The sequence below is a fragment of the Paludibaculum fermentans genome, assembly GCF_015277775.1.
Taxonomy (GTDB): domain Bacteria; phylum Acidobacteriota; class Terriglobia; order Bryobacterales; family Bryobacteraceae; genus Paludibaculum; species Paludibaculum fermentans.
This window is the reverse complement of sequence record NZ_CP063849.1, coordinates 6,938,804-6,955,485: the sequence shown is the minus strand read 5'-3', so window position 1 is coordinate 6,955,485 and position 16,682 is coordinate 6,938,804. Positions and strand designations below refer to the sequence as shown.

15 protein-coding genes are annotated in these 16,682 nt (G+C 65.3%); 2 read left to right on the top strand and 13 right to left on the bottom strand.

Annotated features, from left to right (window positions below):
- Positions 1–81: 81 nt before the first annotated feature.
- The 6 genes from folK to IRI77_RS27410 all read right to left on the bottom strand — a co-directional run bounded on the left by folK (position 82) and on the right by IRI77_RS27410 (position 7,406).
- Positions 82–546, bottom strand: a complete 465-nt coding sequence (gene folK / locus IRI77_RS27435) for a 2-amino-4-hydroxy-6-hydroxymethyldihydropteridine diphosphokinase (RefSeq protein ID WP_194448173.1) — start codon at positions 544–546, stop codon at positions 82–84.
- Positions 539–901, bottom strand: a complete 363-nt coding sequence (gene folB / locus IRI77_RS27430) for a dihydroneopterin aldolase (RefSeq protein WP_194448172.1) — start codon at positions 899–901, stop codon at positions 539–541. The genes folK and folB overlap by 8 nt, the downstream gene beginning before the upstream one ends.
- 2 nt (positions 902–903) lie before the next feature.
- Positions 904–1,689, bottom strand: coding sequence for a dihydropteroate synthase (gene folP, locus IRI77_RS27425; protein WP_228486344.1), 786 nt, complete (start codon positions 1,687–1,689; stop codon positions 904–906).
- A 36-nt stretch (positions 1,690–1,725) separates the two neighbouring features.
- Complete coding sequence (locus IRI77_RS27420) at positions 1,726–2,787, bottom strand: hypothetical protein (RefSeq protein ID WP_194448171.1); 1,062 nt, start codon at positions 2,785–2,787, stop codon at positions 1,726–1,728.
- Positions 2,788–2,848: 61 nt separating this feature from the next.
- Positions 2,849–3,685, bottom strand: coding sequence for a M12 family metallopeptidase (locus IRI77_RS27415; RefSeq protein WP_228486343.1), 837 nt, complete (start codon positions 3,683–3,685; stop codon positions 2,849–2,851).
- A 175-nt stretch (positions 3,686–3,860) separates the two neighbouring features.
- Positions 3,861–7,406, bottom strand: coding sequence for a hybrid sensor histidine kinase/response regulator (locus IRI77_RS27410; RefSeq protein ID WP_194448170.1), 3,546 nt, complete (start codon positions 7,404–7,406; stop codon positions 3,861–3,863).
- Positions 7,407–7,516: 110 nt separating this feature from the next.
- Between IRI77_RS27410 and IRI77_RS27405 the strand changes: the two genes are divergently transcribed.
- On the top strand, positions 7,517–9,181 hold the full coding sequence (locus tag IRI77_RS27405) for a VWA domain-containing protein (RefSeq protein WP_194448169.1): 1,665 nt from the start codon (positions 7,517–7,519) through the stop codon (positions 9,179–9,181).
- Between the two features lie 47 nt (positions 9,182–9,228).
- Positions 9,229–10,530, top strand: coding sequence for an alpha-L-fucosidase (locus IRI77_RS27400; protein ID WP_194448168.1), 1,302 nt, complete (start codon positions 9,229–9,231; stop codon positions 10,528–10,530).
- A 136-nt stretch (positions 10,531–10,666) separates the two neighbouring features.
- On the opposite strand, the gene IRI77_RS27395 is transcribed toward IRI77_RS27400, so the two are convergent.
- From IRI77_RS27395 to IRI77_RS27365, 7 genes are all read right to left on the bottom strand, one after another.
- On the bottom strand, positions 10,667–12,073 hold the full coding sequence (locus IRI77_RS27395) for a sigma-54-dependent transcriptional regulator (protein ID WP_194448167.1): 1,407 nt from the start codon (positions 12,071–12,073) through the stop codon (positions 10,667–10,669).
- A gap of 10 nt (positions 12,074–12,083) precedes the next feature.
- Positions 12,084–12,443 carry a hypothetical protein gene (locus IRI77_RS27390; protein WP_194448166.1) on the bottom strand — a complete coding sequence of 120 codons (360 nt, stop codon included), beginning with the start codon at positions 12,441–12,443 and terminating at the stop codon, positions 12,084–12,086.
- 12 nt (positions 12,444–12,455) lie between these two features.
- Entirely contained in the window at positions 12,456–12,944 is a 489-nt protein-coding gene (locus tag IRI77_RS27385) for a hypothetical protein (protein ID WP_194448165.1), read from the bottom strand.
- Positions 12,945–13,046: 102 nt separating this feature from the next.
- Complete coding sequence (locus IRI77_RS27380; protein ID WP_194448164.1) at positions 13,047–14,537, bottom strand: hypothetical protein; 1,491 nt, start codon at positions 14,535–14,537, stop codon at positions 13,047–13,049.
- Positions 14,534–15,286: a hypothetical protein gene (locus IRI77_RS27375; RefSeq protein ID WP_194448163.1), complete on the bottom strand. Its 753-nt coding sequence runs from the start codon at positions 15,284–15,286 to the stop codon at positions 14,534–14,536. Before IRI77_RS27375 ends, IRI77_RS27380 begins: the two co-directional genes overlap by 4 nt.
- The gene (locus IRI77_RS27370; protein ID WP_194448162.1) at positions 15,283–16,122 is read right to left on the bottom strand and encodes a hypothetical protein; all 840 of its coding nucleotides are present in this window, start codon (positions 16,120–16,122) and stop codon (positions 15,283–15,285) included. Before IRI77_RS27370 ends, IRI77_RS27375 begins: the two co-directional genes overlap by 4 nt.
- Positions 16,106–16,681, bottom strand: coding sequence for a PilN domain-containing protein (locus IRI77_RS27365; protein WP_194448161.1), 576 nt, complete (start codon positions 16,679–16,681; stop codon positions 16,106–16,108). The genes IRI77_RS27370 and IRI77_RS27365 overlap by 17 nt, the downstream gene beginning before the upstream one ends.
- Between the last annotated feature and the right edge of the window lies 1 nt (position 16,682).

Genomic DNA, 16,682 nt, shown 5'->3' with positions numbered 1-16,682 from the left:
GTGTATCAGCCCAGACCCAAATTATTCTGCCAGATGCGGAGGCGAAGTGGGGGCGAACAGTCCGGAAGACGGGCAGGCGCGCTAAACCATGCGGGAGAGTAGGGTTTCGCGCAGTTGCCGGACCGTGCGTCCGAGACGCGGGTGGATGGCCTCCGGCGCAAGCTCGACAAGGGGATCCAGTACAAAGAGTCGCTCATGCATGCGGGGATGCGGGACGGACAGACCAGGCAGGTCGATCACCTGCCGGTCCCAGAGCAGGATGTCGAGGTCGATGATGCGGGGTCCGTTGACGAGGGTGCGAACCCGTCCGAGAGATAGCTCGGTTTCAAGAAGACGGGTGAGGAAGACGGCCGGCTCGAGATGGGTCGAGACGTGGGCGGCGGCGTTGAGGAAGCGGTCCTGGTCGAGGTAGCCGACGGGGTCGGTTTCATGGAAGGACGACACGGCCAGCACTGCGCAGAACTCCGCGAGGCGGGCCAGGGCGGCCTGGAGGTTGGCGGCCTTATCGCCGATGTTGGAGCCGAGGCCGAGGTAGACGTCAGCCATCACGGCGCCTGAGGATCTCGACGGCGGGGTAGTCGACTTTGCGGCCGCGCAGGGCGGCGGGCTTCATGAGCAGGACGCGGGCGCTTTCGATGGGGAACTCGGCCAGGAGGGCAGCGGCGATGCGTTCGGCCATACATTCGACGAGGGAGTAGTGGCGTTCCGTGGCGACGCGGCGCACGACGGTGTGCATGGCGGCATAGTCGACGGTGAGTTTGAAGTCGTCGGAGAGGCCGGCGGGGCGGGTGTCGAACTCGACATCGAGGTCGAGGACAATCTCCTGGGGGATGCTGCGCTCCTCGGGCGGGACGCCTAGATGGACGGTGAGGTGGACGCCGCGGAGCAGGATCTTGTCCATGGTCAACCTTTCACCGCGTCGGCCACGGCGAGGGCTTTGCGGCATTCCTTGACGTCGTGAACGCGGACGATGGAGGCGCCCTGCATGACTCCGATGACGGAGGCGGCGAGCGTGCCTTCGAGGCGATCTCCGAGCTTCTCCATACCGGGCAGTGTAGCGAGGAACGACTTGCGGGAGGGTCCGATGAGCAGCGGGCAGCCCAGATCGGCGAACTCGCCCAGGCGGCGCAGGAGCTCGAAGCTCTGGGGGGCGGTTTTGGCGAAGCCGATGCCGGGGTCGAGGATGATCTCGTCGACGCCGATGGCTCGGGCAGCGGTGGCCTGGCGGCTGAGGAACGCCTTCACTTCGGCGACGACATCGGAGTAAGCGGTCTCCTGGTTCATGGTGGCGGGGGTGCCGCGCATGTGCATGATGACGACGGCGGCTCCGTGGGCGGCGGCGACGGAGGCCATGCGGGCGTCGCGGAGCCCGGTGACGTCGTTGATCATTTCGGCTCCGGCGCGGAGGCAGGCTTCGGCGACGGCGGGCTTATAGGTATCGATAGAGAGGCGGGCGTGGATGCGTCCGGCGAGGGCCTCCACGACGGGGAGCACGCGGCGGAGCTCCTCTTCCTCGGAGACGGGTGCGGCGCCGGGGCGGGTGCTTTCGCCGCCGATATCAAGGATGGAGGCGCCCTCTTCCACCAGGCGGAAGGCCTGTTCCACGGCCGGCTCCAGGTGGGCGAAGCGGCCTCCGTCAGAGAAGGAATCGGGCGTCACATTGAGGATGCCCATGATCTCGGTGGTCACATTCCATCGTACCGCCAGGACGGGCCCCGGCTCCGTTTACAACCCGGCCTGGGCGTGCTGCAGGAACCCTTCGAGGCCGCCGGTGAGGTACTCGCAAGCGGGAAAGAACTGCTTATAGCGCGAGAGGGTGGCGCGGCTCTCGTCGCGCTGCACGATGCGGATGCGGGGCTTGACGGGGCCGGCGCCGTTGTAGGCGCGGATGAGGAGCGAGCGGATGGCGATGTCCTCGGAGGGCATGGAGTAGCCGATGATGACCCAATCCTGGGAGGTGCGGAGTTGTTCCAGTGCATGGGTCCAGATGCCCAGCAGATTGGGCTCGCGGACGTCGCGCACCATGGAAGGGGCGACAAGAACAGTGCTGAGCAGGGCGTGGCCGCAGTCGCAGGTGTTGAACTGGCTGCGTTGCTGGAAGGCGAGGGCGCTGATGGCGCCGAAGGTGTTGATGTAGATGTGCTCACAGTTCTCGCAGCGCAGCCAGTTGAGCGAGCCGTGCAGCTTATAGAAGCGGTAAGCGGGCTGGAGGGGCGGGCTGTAGAGGCCGAACTGGTCGGGGTCGCGCCAGCGCATGCCGAAGTCGAAGGCCTGGCTGACGGCGAAGTGGGAGTTGAAGCCGTAGAAGAGCTTCCTTTCGACGGCGATGTCGTAGTTGGTGGAGATGACTCCGATGGGTTCGCCGGAGGCGCCGCGGTGCGAGTTGAGCCAGTTGGTGAAGGACTCGAGCAGCGGGTGGGCGGGGAGGCCGGATTTGTCGCCGGTTTCGATGACGGAGAGCAGCGCCCAGTCGAGCAGGGTGCGCAGTTCCAGAAGGTCGACGGCGGGGCGGCCGAGAATGAGGGTGCGTCCGGCGGCGAGGGAGTAGTCGATCAGGGACAGGAGGTCCGTGATCATGGGCAGTTCGAGTGCTTCGTCGTGGAAGCCGGGGAGGACGTCGGGCAGCAGGAGCTTGAGCCTGGCTTCCGCAGCGCGGGCGACCGGGTTGCCGCCGAATAGCCCGGCTTCGACGGCGAGTCTTTCCCGGATGGCGGGCAGGATCTCCGCGGTCAGGGGATACCCGAACGGCTTGGAGGCGCCCGCCCCCAGGAATACGGTTGTCTTCAAGGTAGTGACCTCTCTCTATGGACAGATGCGCGAGCGGCAGGCCGGAGAGGCCACGGACGGTCTAGCGTTTACCAGCCTTGGCCTGTTTGGTCTTCGGAGCCGGTTTCGGCGCGGGCTTGGCGGTCTTCTTGGGGTAGATGCTGCCGGCGAAGGAGAAATCGAGCGGGTCGATGTCCTTGCCTCCGATGATGGGCTTGCCGTCCTTGGTGACTTCACCGGGGATCTGGTAGCACATGATGGAATTCGGGTCGGCTACGGTGCCCATGAGGGTGCCTTCTTCCAGGGGCGTGAGGACCTGGGCGCGAACCTCGTCCTCGCTCCAGCCCTGGGTGCGCATGAAGTAGGCAATGGCCTTCTCGGGATCGATTCTGGCGACCAGGGCGGCGCGCATGTGCTCGTGGGGGAAGCCGAGGGTGTGGCCGGTCTCGTGGCGCACGACGCGGTGGAACTCCGACTCAGGCGTGGTCATGGAGAACGCCTCGAGGTTCATGGTTTGTTGACCCTTCGGGATGTGGGTGATGTCGGTGCCGACGTAGGACCAGTAGCCACCCTCCTCGCCGCCGACGCGGGCGATGCGCACCTGAGGGTCGGTTTTAGTCTCGACGAATTTGACGTTGGCTGTCGAGGACCAGGCGTTCATGTGGAGCAGGATGCGTTTGCGCAGATCAGTGGGCGCGCCGTCGAGAAAGCCGACGGTGAGTTTGACGCCTTTGACGCCCCAGTATTTGGTAGTGACGACGGCGAGATGCTCTCGGGTTGGGCGGAACGAGGGCATGAGGCGGGTGAGCCGGTCGAGCGGCGCGTGGTTGAACGGGTTGATGGCGACCGCGGTTTTGGCGGCCGCAAACAGTTGTTCCCGGGGCAGGCTCTTGGGGGAGCAGACAATCAGGTTCTTCACGGTACATCCTTTCAAGCCTCTGCGAGTGTGATGGCAGGCTACTCTAGATCGAATGTGATTTCAATCCGTCGGACGTAGCATTTGCGGCGAAGTTATTTTGGGCCGGATTGTGGACGCGTATGGAGAACGAGGGCGGGCGTCCGACAAACGCGGGGGTTGGTCGTGGCGGCGGTCGCTAGAGGGCCGGGATGGTGTTGGTGTGCGCGGCGCGGACAGTTTCCACGACACGGTAGAGATCTTCGGGCGAGACGGGCTTGGCCAGATACGAGTCCATGCCGGCGGCGCGGCACTCCTCCTGGGCGGCGCCGAGGGCGTTGGCAGTAAGGGCCACGATGGGGACGCGGCCGGCGAGGCCGGGGAGCTCCCGAATATGCTGCGCCGCTTCCAGGCCGTCCATGACGGGCATCTGCATATCCATCAGGATGAGATCGAACGTGCCGGAGATGGCGGCGGCCACGGCTTCCTCCCCGTTGTTCACGGCAGTCACGTGATGGCCGCGCTTCTGCAGCAGGCGGATGACGACGAGTTGGTTGATCTGGTGGTCTTCGGCCAGCAGGACGTGGGCCGGCGGGCCGCCGGCGGAGGGCTCCTGATTGGAAACGACCTCAGAGGGCGCGGCGGCGGGGGATTCCAGGCAGCGGAGGGGCAGCGTGAAGGTGAAAGCACTGCCCTGCCCCGGCGTGCTCTCCACGGTGAGACGGCCGCCCATCATTTCCACCAGGCGGGCGGAGATGGAGAGCCCAAGACCGGTGCCGCCGTAGGTGCGGGCGGTGGAGCCGTCCGCCTGGCGGAAGGGCTCGAAGATCAGTTTCTGCTTGTCGGCGGGGATGCCGATGCCGGTGTCGCGGACCTGGACCCGCAGCCGGACAATATCGCCGATGGACGCTTCCACCTGGGCGCTGAGGGTAATGGAGCCGTGGTGGGTGAACTTCACGGCGTTCCCGACGAGATTCATGACGACCTGGCCGACGCGGCGGCTATCGCCGAGCAGTTGGGCCGGCACCGTGGGCGGAACTTCCACCTGCACGTCCAGGCCTTTCGCGATGGCTTGGCTGGCGAACGTGTCGCGGGCCAGATCGAGGCAGCTGAGGATGCGGAAGGGGACGTTCTCAATTTCGACGCGTTCGGCTTCGATCTTGGCAAAGTCGAGGACGTCGTTGAGCAGGCCCAACAGGGATTGGGCTGATTTCCGAGTGGCCGTGACGTACTCGAGTTGTTCCGGGTCGAGGTGGGTGTGGAGGGCGAGTTCCGTGAGGCCGAGGATGCCGTTCATCGGGGTGCGGATCTCGTGGCTGATATTGGCCAGGAACTCGTTCTTGGCGCGATGGAGCTGGTTGGCCTGTTCGAGCAGGCGTTCGATCTCGCTTTTCTGGCGGTCGGCCAGGTCGTACTGGCTCTGGAGCTCCTCGGTGCGCGCCTGGACGGCGGCCTCGAGTTCAAAGCTCCTGCGGCGCAGGTGGGCGGTTCTCCAGCGGATGAGCTGGCCAATGGACAAGCCGAGCAAAGCCAGCAGGGCTGTGTAGAACCACCAGGTGCCGTACCAGGGCGGCCGGATGACGAACTGAGCGAGGGCGGGCGACAGGCTGGGCCGGCCCGCCGCGTTGACGGCGAGGACCTCCAGCCCATAGGAACCAGCCGGCAGGTTGGGGAAGCGCAGTTGCGGCGCGGAAGATTCCACCCACGAGTCCTCCAGTCCGGAGAGACGGTAGCGGTAGTGGAGGTGTTCTTCCTGGCGGAAGGTGAGGCTGGCGAGGCCGAGTTCCAGCAGCCGGTTGGCGAACGGGATGCTGAGGCCGATGTGGGCAGCCTGCTGGCGGCCGCCGAACCGGAGGGAGGAAAAGATGGGGCTGGGCGGCGGGCCGAGGATCAGGCCTGGTTTGGCGCCGGGACGGATATGCGTCAGGCCGCGGCTGGTTCCGATCCATACGCCGCCGTCTGAATCCGCGAGGAAGGAGTTCGTGTTGCAGTCGTCCCAGATGAGCCCGTCGGCTTTGGAGAGCGTAGTCCAGACCCCGTTGCGGAGCAGGCCGACTCCGTTGTCGGTGCCGACCCAGGCGTCACCCTGCGAGTCGTGGCCGACGAAGAGCACGTGGTTGGAGGGCAGATTGGGCGCGAGGATGTTTTCGACGGATTGAATACGGTCGTTCTCCAGGTGGAGGACGGTGACGCCCTTGCTGCCGCGGTAGGAGATCCAGACTTCGTTCGCCTTGGGCGCCTTGACGAGGGTCACGGCATTCTGCGCCAGGCCCTCATGGGTCGTGTAGAGGCGCCAGCCCCCATCGCGCCAGAGGCGAAGGCCTTTGCTGGAGGCGATCCAGACGCCGCCTTGCGGATCGCTGGCGGCGCGCAGGAAGACCTCGTCCGGGGCAGGGTCAGGCAGAGCATTGACGAAGCCGGAGTGAGTTTTGCGGAACAGGCCGCGCATGGTGCAGACCCAGAGCTGGCCGGCGCGGTCGAGCAGGAGACCGTTGACGCGCTCATCCTTGAGGCCCTGGGCGGCACGGTAGCGCTGGACGGCCAGGGTCTTTAAGTTGACGCTGGCGACGCCGCCGGGAAAGAGGCCGACCCAAAGGGTATCTCCGCTGATCTGAAGGGCGCGCACCTTGGTTTCGGCCAAGGCCGGCAGCGGCTCGCTGGTTTCGCCGGAGCGCAGGCTGCTGAGGCCGGTGTCGGTGCCAACCCAGACGCGGTTGGAACTGTCGGTGGCGACGGCATTCACGCTTTCGTGGGGCAGGCCGTCGCGGGACGACCAGGACTCGACGGCGGTGCCGCCCAGCCAGCGGCAGAGCCCGACGCCCCAGGTCCCGATCCAGATGGAGCCTTCGCGGTCTTCAAAGATAGCGGTGGTGCTGCTGGCGGGCAGCCCCTCTTCCGTGCCGACCATGAGCCAGCGTCCGGAGTCTTTGAGGGCCAGGCCGCGTTTGGTGGTGGCGAAGAGGGTTCCGCTGGACGAGCGGGCTAGGTCGCCGGAGAAGCTGGCATCGGGCGGTCCTGGCACTTCCAGTTCGAAGCGGGCGCCGCCGTTCGCCAGGTGAAGGAGATGGCCGACGCTTCTGACCCAGAGGCCACCCTCGCCATCCAGGGCGAGGCTGTCCCACTGGTCGCGAGGGACGCCCTCCTGCTCGCCATAGACTTTGGCCTGCCCGTCTTTCCAGCGGCAAATGCCGGAACCGCAGGCGGTCCAGACGGCGCCGGAGGGATCGGAGAGAACCGCGCGCATCGCGCGCCTGGCTCCGCCCATGACGATTTCCCTGGCGCGCCAGTTGTCTTCGCCGGTAGTGGGTGAGAGTTCGAAGAGGCCCTCGCTGGTGGCGGCATAGACACGGCCGGCGCGGGAGCCGATGACGTTGTGGGTGAGGAACTGGGCTTTGCGCCCGAACGCGACTTCGCGGAAGCCACCAGGGGTGGAGTGGAAGAGGCGGGCGTGGGTGGCCACCCAGAGTCCGCCCTGCTTGTCGGCGTGGAGAGCGACGATGGGGTCGGGCGGGATGCCGCCGCTGAAGCCCTTTTCGACGAAGGAATGACCGTCGTAGCGATAGAGTCCGTTTTGGGTGCCGACCCAGAGGTAGCCGGTTTGATCCTGAGTGATGGCGCTGATGGCGAGGTTGCCGAGGCCGTGCTGGCGGCCATAGAGGAGGAACTGGTACTGATGCGCGCGCAGCGACGGGGCCGCGATGGTGGCGAAGATCAGGACGCCGGCTGAGATGGAAAGAGCGCGCATACGCCTACACACCCAACTTATCGACAATCCTTCAAAAAACTCCAGCAATTATATTCGTCAAGAAGATCCAGAAATCTGATTCAGGAAGTGAATGATAGAATTCAAGCCACATGAGGACTCTAGCCGCGCTGCTGCTGGCCGCTTTGGCGGCCAGGGCACAGGAACCCGCCGCGACATTCAGTACTACGACACGTCTGGTGGAGTTTAGCTTCGTCGCCTTGGACAAGAGCGGTAAGCCTGTGACAGACCTGAAGATGGAGGATATTCAGGTATCTGACAAGGGCAAGCGGCGGGCGTTGTCGTTCTTCCGTTTCGAGGGCGGATCAGGAGACTCGAAGCCGGCGGTGGCGCTGCCACCGGGCCTGTTCACGAACCGGGTGGAGTTCACGCCCGGGCCTCCGCGGAATGTGACGGCGCTAGTACTGGATACGTTGAATACGGCCCCGGCGGACATATTGTGGGTGCGGGCACAGCTCACCCGTTATTTGAAAGCGCTGGCTCCCCAGACGAGGGTAGCCGTGTATCACCTGGGCTCAAAATTGAGCATTCTTCATGATTTTACGGGTGATGTGGAAGAGTTGCGGGCGCGCATTGCGAAGGCCGGATTGGCGCTGCCGCAGCAGCAGACGTCCGATATGAATGCGACGGTCCGGGACGCGGAAGAGATGTTGCGGATGTTTAACAATGAACCCGCGATTCTGGAGATGCTGACCACGCAAATCGAGAACGAGATGCAGGCGAACGCGTCGGTGCGGCAGCGGAACATGGAGATGACGCTGGCCGCCCTGGAGACGCTGGGACGGCATTTGTCGGGGGTGCCTGGGCGGAAGAACCTGGTTTGGATCGGCGGCGGGATCTCGATGCTGTCGATTACGGGGTCGATGGGGTTTGGCGCGCGGGGCGGGATCCAAAGTTTCGAGAGCGTGGTGCGAGCCAGCGCGCAGCGGTTAGCGCAGCAGGGGGTAGCGCTTTACTTCGTGAACTCGCGCGGGTTGCAGGGGGATACTTCCTACTCGGCGTCGAGTGCGGGCTCGATCACGATTCGCGGGCGCGGGCGGTTTGAGAAGCAGCAGCAGGCCGAGGAGATCAGCTCGGATCCGTTTCCGGCGGCGTCGACGATGGCGGGCATTACCGGCGGGCGGGTGATCCAGAATACGAACGATTTCACGGATGGGCTCAAGAAGGCCACGGCCGATGTGCAGGGGTCGTACTCAGCCGCGTTTTACCTGGAAGACGAACCGGATGGGAAGTGGCACACCCTGAAAGTGCAAGTGAACCGGCCGGGCGTGAATGTCAGCGTGCGCGAAGGGTTCCTGTCGGAGAAGCAGCGCAGCAAGGCGGTGGCCTGGACGACGGAAGAGTGGCGGTCGGCGATCCACAATCCGATGCCTTCCACAGCGCTGGTGGTGGATGCCCGCTGCGAGATGATGCCGGGCGCGGAGAGGGGCACGGTGGGGTTGACGGCGCAGGTGGAGCCGTCGGGGCTCTATTTCCAGATGAAGGACGGAGTGGGCCAGGCGCAGGTGGAGATCTGCGTGGCGGAGAAGGCGGCGACGGGGGAAGTGGTGGTGCATACGGAGGATGGATCGGTGACTGCGCCGGGACGGGAGACGCGGCGGGTGGGACCGGAATCGGCGCGGTACCAGCGGGTGTGGAAACCGAGCCCGGGGGCGCAGACGATCCGCGTGATCATCCGCGATAAGGTGACGGGGCAGTACGGAGTGGTGGACATTCCGACGGCGAAGATTCCGAGTTATCCGGAGCCCGGGAAGTAGCCGCTTGCGTTGAGCTTTACCGCTAAAGGTGATAGGATGGCCGCGCCATGATTCACCCCGGATTCTCTCGCAGGCAATATCTGAAACTTGTTTCGGCCGCGCCGGCCGCCAGCGCGCTGGCCATGCAACCCACGTCGGAAGCTGATCGTGAACGCCGCATGAAGTGGTGGCACGAGGCACGCTTCGGCATGTTCATTCACTGGGGGCTGTACAGCGTACTGGGCCGCCATGAATGGGCGATGGAGCAGGAAGGCATTCCCGTGGCCGAGTATGAGAAGCTGGCAACGCAGTTCAAGCCGAAACCCACGCCGGCGAAGGAGTGGGCGGCGCTGGCGAAGAAGGCCGGCATGAAGTACATGGTGATGACGACGAAGCACCATGAGGGGTTCTGCCACTTCAACACGTCGACGACGAAGTACTGCGCTCCGAAGACGGCGGCGGGCCGCGACCTGGTGAAGGAGTATGTCGATGCCGTGCGGGCGGAAGGGCTGCGGGTGGGGTTCTACTTCTCGCTGATGGACTGGCATCATCCGGACGGCGCGCGCTGCGTGAAGGACGAGCAGGCACGGCGGCGGTTTGTGGACTACGTGCATACGCAGGCGCGTGAGCTGATGACGAACTACGGCAAGATCGACGTGCTGTGGTACGACGTGCCGTGGCCTTTGACAGCGGAGGGCTGGGAGAGCGAGAAGATGAACGCGATGGTGCGGAAGCTGCAGCCCGACATCATCATGAACAACCGCAGCAAGGTGCCCGAGGATTTCGATACGCCGGAGCAGAGGATCGAGGCGTCGAAGGGCCGCAACTGGGAAGCGTGCATGACCATGAACGACTCCTGGGGTTATCACAAGGCGGATGACAACTGGAAGAGCCCGAAGGCGTGTGTACGGAACCTGCTGACCTGCGCGCGGCAGGGCGGGAATTACCTGTTGAACATCGGACCGACGGCGGATGGGTCGATCCCGCCGGAGAGCGTGAAGATCCTGACCGCGGTGGGCGCGTGGACGGCGAAGAACGGGGCGGCCGTGTATGGGACGGATCCGTGCTCGGTGAGCCGGTCGAACTACATGAGCTTCACGCGGAAGGGCAATACGCTGTTCGCGAACGTGCACTTCTGGCCGGGTTCTGAGGTGGCGATCGGCGGGCTGCGGTCGAAGGTGCTGTCGGCGAAGCTGCTGGCTACGGGGGCTCCGGTGAAGTTTGAACAGGAGGAGTTCCGGGTGAAGTTTACGGGGTTGCCGGTGAATGCTCCGGATTCTCCGATTACGACCATAGCCGTCGAGTGCGATGGGGAGCCGAAGCAGGATATGAACCGGGTGCGGGAAGAGCGGCCCAGGCTGCAGGCTTAGCGGCGGGACGCGGCGGGGCTCGGGGGTGGGGGACGTTCCCGCCCTGTCCACCTTCGGGTTCCGTTGGGATTCTGATCAGTTTGCGTTGCGGGACAGGGGATGAACGTCCCCAGTCCGGGCTTCGTTGGGTGTGGGATTACGGGCGGGCCAGGCCCAGTTCGCGGATCTTCTCCTGCAGGCTCTGGCGCGCCATGCCTATGGATTCGGCGGTGCGAGTGACGTTGCCGCCGTTTTCGCGGAGCTTGCGGGTCAGGTACTCGATTTCGAAGAGACGCTTGGCTTCGCGGTAATCCGGCTCGTCGAGCGACGTCGAGGACTTGCTGGAGGCAGGGGCCGCGGAGGCCTGAATGTCGGCCGCGGTGACGCTGTCGCCGTGCGCCATGACGAAGGCGCGCTCCAGGGCGTTGCGGAGCTCGCGCACGTTGCCGGGCCAGGTGTGATCCTGCAGGCGGGCGATGGCCTCGCGCGACATGTCCGGGCCGGAGCGGCTGTACTTGGCGCGGAGCTCGCGCCAGAAGAGATCCACCAGGGCCGGGATGTCGTCGCGGCGGTCGCGCAGCGGGGGGATCCAGAGGGTCACAGCAGCCAGGCGGTAGTAGAGATCCTCACGGAAGCCGCCGTCGCGGATCGCCTGCGGGAGGTCCTTGTTCGAGGCGCTGATGGTGCGTACATTTACTGAGACGGTGTTCACTCCGCCCAGGCGCTCGACCGCGCCGTTCTCGACGGCTCGCAGGATCTTGGCCTGCGTGGCGGGCGCCATATCTCCGATCTCGTCCAGGAAGAGCGTGCCGTGATGGGCTTGCTCGAACTTGCCGGCGCGGGCGGAGGCGGCTCCGGTGAAGGCACCTTTTTCGTAGCCGAATAACTCGCTTTCCACCAGATGCTCCGGCAGGGCGGAGCAGTTGAGGGCGACGAAGCGGCGGGCGGAACGCGGGCTGCGGGCGTGGATCTCCTGCGCCAGGACGTCCTTGCCGGTGCCGCTTTCGCCCTGGATGAGGACGGGCAGGTCGCTTTGGGCGACGCGTTCAGCGGTCTGGAAGAGCTGGCGCATGGCGGGGCTGCCGCCGGTCATGCGGCCGAACTGCCCTTCCCCGGCTCGGGCGTAGCGGAGGTGCTCGACTTCCCGTTTCAGGCTCTGGCGCTCGGTGGCGCGGTTGACGACCAGACGGAGCTCCTCGATGTCGTAGGGCTTGGCCAGGTAGTCGTAGGCGCCGCTCTTCATGGCCTCGACGGCGAGGCGTTCGCCGCCATAGGCGGTGATGAGGATGATGGCCGGGGCGGCTGGATCGGGCGCGAGTTCCTTCAGCAGCGCGAGGCCGTTTTCGCCCGGAAGGTCGTAGTCGAGCAGGATGACGTCGGGCGGATCGGTGCGCAGGCGCTGGCGGGCCTCGGGGACACTGCCGGCCTCGATGATGCGGAAGTCGGAGTGGAACAGGCGGCCGATGGCGTAGCGCGCGGCTTCCTCGTCGTCGACGACCAGCAGGACAGGCTTCATGTCGGGTTCCGAACCTATCATGCCAGACCAGAGTGCGGCGAGTGCCATGCGGGGCCTCTCAGTCCAGTCCGGTGGCCGCGGTGCCGATGAGGAGGCCGAAGAGGCCTCCGGCGATGAGGAGTCCGATAAGGCGGCGGCGGAGCTGCGGATTGTCGGCCTTGAGCGAGCGGGTGTCGGCGTAGCGGATAGTGACGATTTCGAGGCGGTTGCCGCGGGCGGTCTGGAGGTCGAAGTCATCGGCGCGGACCTGCAGGAGGCGGCCCTGGATATGCGTGCGGTCCAGCAGGCGGACGGTGACGGTGGAGCCGGGCGGAATGCGGGCGGCCTGCCCAGCGGGGGTCGTGCCGGCCAGCAGCAGGACGGGCAGCAGCATCAGGGCGATGACGCCTGGCGGGATGGGGAGGGTAGTGCGCCGCATGGGGCAGGCTCCTTAACGGAACTGGATGCCGAAGCGGACCGAGGTGTCGAAGTGCTGCTGGTAGGTGCCCGCGTATTCGTACAGGCGCAATTCGGTGCGCAGGCCGACGTGGCGTGTGAACCAGTAGGAAGCGCCGCCGCCCCAGTGGAGCAGGTTGGCCGTGCCTTCGCGGAAGCCCAAGGTGTAGCCGGCTGTCACGAAGGGGACGAACTTGCGCGGCTTGTCGCGGTTGACGAAGTGCCAGGCTCCGCTGACTCCGAAGAGTCCAACGCCGGTGCCAGGTTCAGTACGCGGGAACAGGTAGCCGAGTTCGGCTCCAGCGGCGAGGCCTTTCCAGACGAAGGCTTCCCCGCCGATGCCGGTGCTCATCATCTGGGCGAGGTTGCCGTTGCTGGGGGCGTCGACTCCGTAATAAAAGTAGCCGTGGCCGTTGTAGCGCTGGGCGGCGGCCGGCAGGATGGCGATGGCCAGAAGGAGGAAAGTTCGAAGGGCGGAGTACATTTGAGATTGTCCTTTCGGACCTACAAAGGCACGCTGCCCGCCACAAGCTAAGTGTTGAAAACAGGAGGCGGCTGACGCTCAAGTGTCAGCGAAAGGCGACAGCTACTGTCCGCCAGGCTTGCCAGGGGCCGGGGTGCTGGTGCCGCTGCCGCCAAACCCGAAGCCGCCGGAGGAGGACCCGGAGGAGCCGGAACTGCCTGAGCTGCCAAAGGAGCCGCCGGACCCGAAACCGCTCGATCCGAAGCCGCTGGAGGAGCCGGAACCACGGCTGGAGCCGAAGCCGCCGGAGGAACCGGAACTGCTGCCGGAGCCGCCGAAGCTGAACCCGGAGCCGCTGCCGTTCTGCTGGTTCTGCTGATTCCCGTTCTGGCCCTGCTGCTGCGGGTTGATCTGGCCCTGGCCGTTGGCCGCCTTCTTCTGGTCGAAGACGAACTCCCACTCCTTCACGTTGGTGCGCTCGTTATAGACCAGGATGCCTTCCATGTCGCGCTTGCTGGCCACGCCCACCAGGCCGCCGGCTCCGGCTGCCAGGGCATTGCCGTTGCCGGTGCCGTTGCTACTCCCGAATCCGGAGTTGTTGTTATTGCCCTGATTCGGGTTGGTGAGCATGTTCTGGATCGCGCTGATGGCCTGGTTGGGGGCGGCGTTGCCAGAGCCCGAGCGGCCGAAGCCGGAGTTGCCGAAGCCCGAGCCGCTGGAATTGTTGGAGCCGGAACCACCGAAGCCGGAACCTCCGAAGCCGCCCTGGTTGTTGGTGTTCTGGCTGTTGCTGTTGTTCGAGTTGCTGCTGGAGGAATTGGACGACTGGCTGCCGCTGCCGAACCCTCCGCCGAAGCCGAAACCACCACCGCTGTTACCGCTCTGCTGGCCCTGTCCGGTCTGGTTCTGGCCGTTGGCCCCGGGCGGGAGATTCGTGCCCGGCAGGGTGTTGCGGCCGGCCTGGGAACCGGGTACGGCGAACGGATTGCCGCCCTGCATTCCAGGGGGCTGCGGCGGCGTAGCGGGACCGGAACGGGAGGTGCTGGGGTCGCCCTGGGATGGGTCGGCCGGCTGCTCCGCTGGAGCATTGGAGGCAGCGGCACCGGGCGCGCCGGGAATAATGCGGTCGCTGGCGCGGCGGGTCAGGGCCGCGGCGCTTTGGCCCTGGTTCGCCTGATCGACATATTCGGCGGAGGCGCCGACACCGACGATGTTGGAGGACAGGACGCTGGGCCCGCTCTTCTCCTGGTCGTTTTTTTTCTTGTGGATGAGCGAATCGGTGTACTGGCCCGTGCCGTCGACGTGGATGAGGCGCCACTCATCGCTGTTCGTCATCGGATCCTTGTAGCGGCGGCGCAGGAACCGGATGTTGTTGGTCGTCTCCAGATCCTCGATGGTCTGGGGATACTTCGAATACTTCTTGTAGTAGAGCTGGATGGCGCGCACATACTGGTCGCCGCGCTCGACAAGCAGGGCTTCCTTGTTACGCTCGTGCTCAAAGGCGACGCGCGGCATCTCGAGATACAGCATCACCACAGCCGCGGCGGCCATGGCGAATACCAGCAGCAGCGCGTAACCGCGCTGGTTCTGCCGTCGATGCCGTTTCAGTCTCATCCGTTTTGGGCCGCTTCCTCAATCGGTATGGTCTGCTGATGCTTGTAATCCAGATCTTCGACCACCACGCTGGTGGGGTTGATGCGGATAATCTTGTAGCGCCGCTGGACGACCTCGCCCTCGGAGGGCACCAGGATGTCGTCCCCCTGCATGCAGAACACCCGCTTCGTGCCGCCCTTCACCGGGACAGCACTCCCATAGAACTTTAGAGGGATGGGGGGCGGCGGTGGTTTCACAATTGGCGGCGGCGGGGGTGCGGGGGGCGGAGGGGGCTCCGGTCCGATCCTGCGTTTGGCCACCGTCTTCTTGACGGCAATCGTGGGCTCAGGCTGTTTCGGCCTGACGGCCTCCACCGAACCGAAGTCGAAGAGGCTGCGGTCGACGCGTTCGATCTTGACCGCGGCCAGTTTGGCCAGCAGGTCGAGGCGGAGCGTCGGGTCGATATCGGCGGCGGCGCGTTCTTCGCCCTTTTTGGGCTTCAGGGAGGGCCGGAACTCCTTGGGCGTCGCTTTGGGGTTGAGGCCCGGCTGCTTCGGCGTGCTGAGCGCCTCGTCATCGACGGCGGGCAGTGCTTTCTTAAGGATGGACGGACCCTTGGCGGCGGGCCGGGCGTCGCGGGCGCCAGGCGGCAGGTCGGGTTCCGAGTAGATATTCGAGTAGATGAGATACGAGATCAGCAACAGCAGCGCGCCCAGGACGAGGGTCTTCTTGGGGTCGGCGCCGAGCTTCATTTCGAGACGCGGTTTCATTGATCCTGCTCCGGGAGGCCACCGCGCGAGGGTGGGCGGCGAATGGGACGCTGGCGGGGGCCGGTAGGCAGGGGGCCGGATCGCGGTTCGGAGACCGGGGGCTGCTGCATGGGCTTCACAGTTTGCTGAGTGGGTTGCGGCGGCGGAGGCGGCGCCATGGTCTGCCGGACCGGCGTGAGCGGCTTGGGCTGGATCATGGGATCGGACACAGGGGTGGTCTCGACCACGGTGGAGAGGTCTTCCTTGGTGGCCTCGGGGCCGTCCATGCGGAAGAACGCGTTCAGCTTCACAACGATGCCCAGGACGTTGGTGCCCTGCTGCGGCTGGGCCTGCAGTTGCTCAATGATGAGCAGCCGTTTGCTGCGGTCGATGGCGTTGACGAGCTCAATCAGGTCGGCGTAAGTGCCCTCGAAGCTGGCGTTGATGTTGAGCATGCCGAGCGTGTCGGAGCCTTCAATGGGTTCGTAGTTGTACGACCGCTCCTTGGCGCGGATGCCGGCGGAGTGGGCGGCCAGGGCGAGGTCCACCTCCAGCATGGAGTAAGCGTTGCGGCGCGGCAGGAAGTACGCGCCCAGGAAACTATCGCCGGCATCGCGCGCCTGCGTGGCTTTGGCGAGCAGCTTCTTCATACGCTCCAGCGACTGCTGGCGGCCGATGAGCTGCTTGCGTTTGGCGACGAGGTCCGCATCGAGCTGTTCCAGGGTTCCACCCGGCGTCTGGAAGACAAACCAGGCGGCGACCAGATTTGCCACCAGCAGGACACCCAGCAGGATGCGCACCACGTGGCGAGGGTCGCGTGTGTGTGACTTGATGTCGAAGTTAAAGCTTCTGGGCATAGTTCACACTCACGCGGTAGCGGTACAGCGGTTCATTCTGGGAGGGCGGCTGGGAGCTGAGCAGGGCGGTGGCTCCGAACAGGTTCGAGCCCTCCAGCCGGCGCAGCAGTTGGATGACGGGTTCGGGCGACTGCGCGCCGACGACCATGTCGAGCTGGACGAGATTGTCTCCGGTGACGTAGGGTCGGACGGCCACCAGGCGCACATTGCCGGGGAAGACTTTTTCGAGATCCTCAAACAGGCGGGTCCAGCTAATGCCCTTGCGGATGAGCAGGGCGTTGAGCAGGAGGCTGCGGTCGAGAACGGCCGAGTTCACGGGCTGCCGGAGCTGGGCCTCGATCTTGGCATACTGCTGGTTGACGACCGAGAGCTGCTGGTCGATGCGGGCCATCATTTCGCGGCTTTCGCGGGCTGCTTCGCGCTCGCGCAGGATGATGGAAACGAGCATCAGCAGCACGCCCATGAGCAGGATGCCGGTGACGGCCGAGGCCACGAGAATGGGCCGGTCCTTGCGGAAGGGCTCCTGGGACAGATTGATGGGAATTCTCACGCCGCTCATG

Coding starts and splice junctions, on each gene's coding strand:
- folK (WP_194448173.1), bottom strand. CDS start 546: ATGGCTGACGTCTACCTCGGCCTCGGCTCCAACATCGGCGATAAGGCC.
- folB (WP_194448172.1), bottom strand. CDS start 901: ATGGACAAGATCCTGCTCCGCGGCGTCCACCTCACCGTCCATCTAGGC.
- IRI77_RS27410 (WP_194448170.1), bottom strand. CDS start 7,406: ATGCGCGCTCTTTCCATCTCAGCCGGCGTCCTGATCTTCGCCACCATC.
- IRI77_RS27405 (WP_194448169.1), top strand. CDS start 7,517: ATGAGGACTCTAGCCGCGCTGCTGCTGGCCGCTTTGGCGGCCAGGGCA.
- IRI77_RS27400 (WP_194448168.1), top strand. CDS start 9,229: ATGATTCACCCCGGATTCTCTCGCAGGCAATATCTGAAACTTGTTTCG.
- IRI77_RS27395 (WP_194448167.1), bottom strand. CDS start 12,073: ATGGCACTCGCCGCACTCTGGTCTGGCATGATAGGTTCGGAACCCGAC.
- IRI77_RS27390 (WP_194448166.1), bottom strand. CDS start 12,443: ATGCGGCGCACTACCCTCCCCATCCCGCCAGGCGTCATCGCCCTGATG.
- IRI77_RS27385 (WP_194448165.1), bottom strand. CDS start 12,944: ATGTACTCCGCCCTTCGAACTTTCCTCCTTCTGGCCATCGCCATCCTG.
- IRI77_RS27380 (WP_194448164.1), bottom strand. CDS start 14,537: ATGAGACTGAAACGGCATCGACGGCAGAACCAGCGCGGTTACGCGCTG.
- IRI77_RS27375 (WP_194448163.1), bottom strand. CDS start 15,286: ATGAAACCGCGTCTCGAAATGAAGCTCGGCGCCGACCCCAAGAAGACC.
- IRI77_RS27370 (WP_194448162.1), bottom strand. CDS start 16,122: ATGCCCAGAAGCTTTAACTTCGACATCAAGTCACACACACGCGACCCT.
- IRI77_RS27365 (WP_194448161.1), bottom strand. CDS start 16,681: ATGAGCGGCGTGAGAATTCCCATCAATCTGTCCCAGGAGCCCTTCCGC.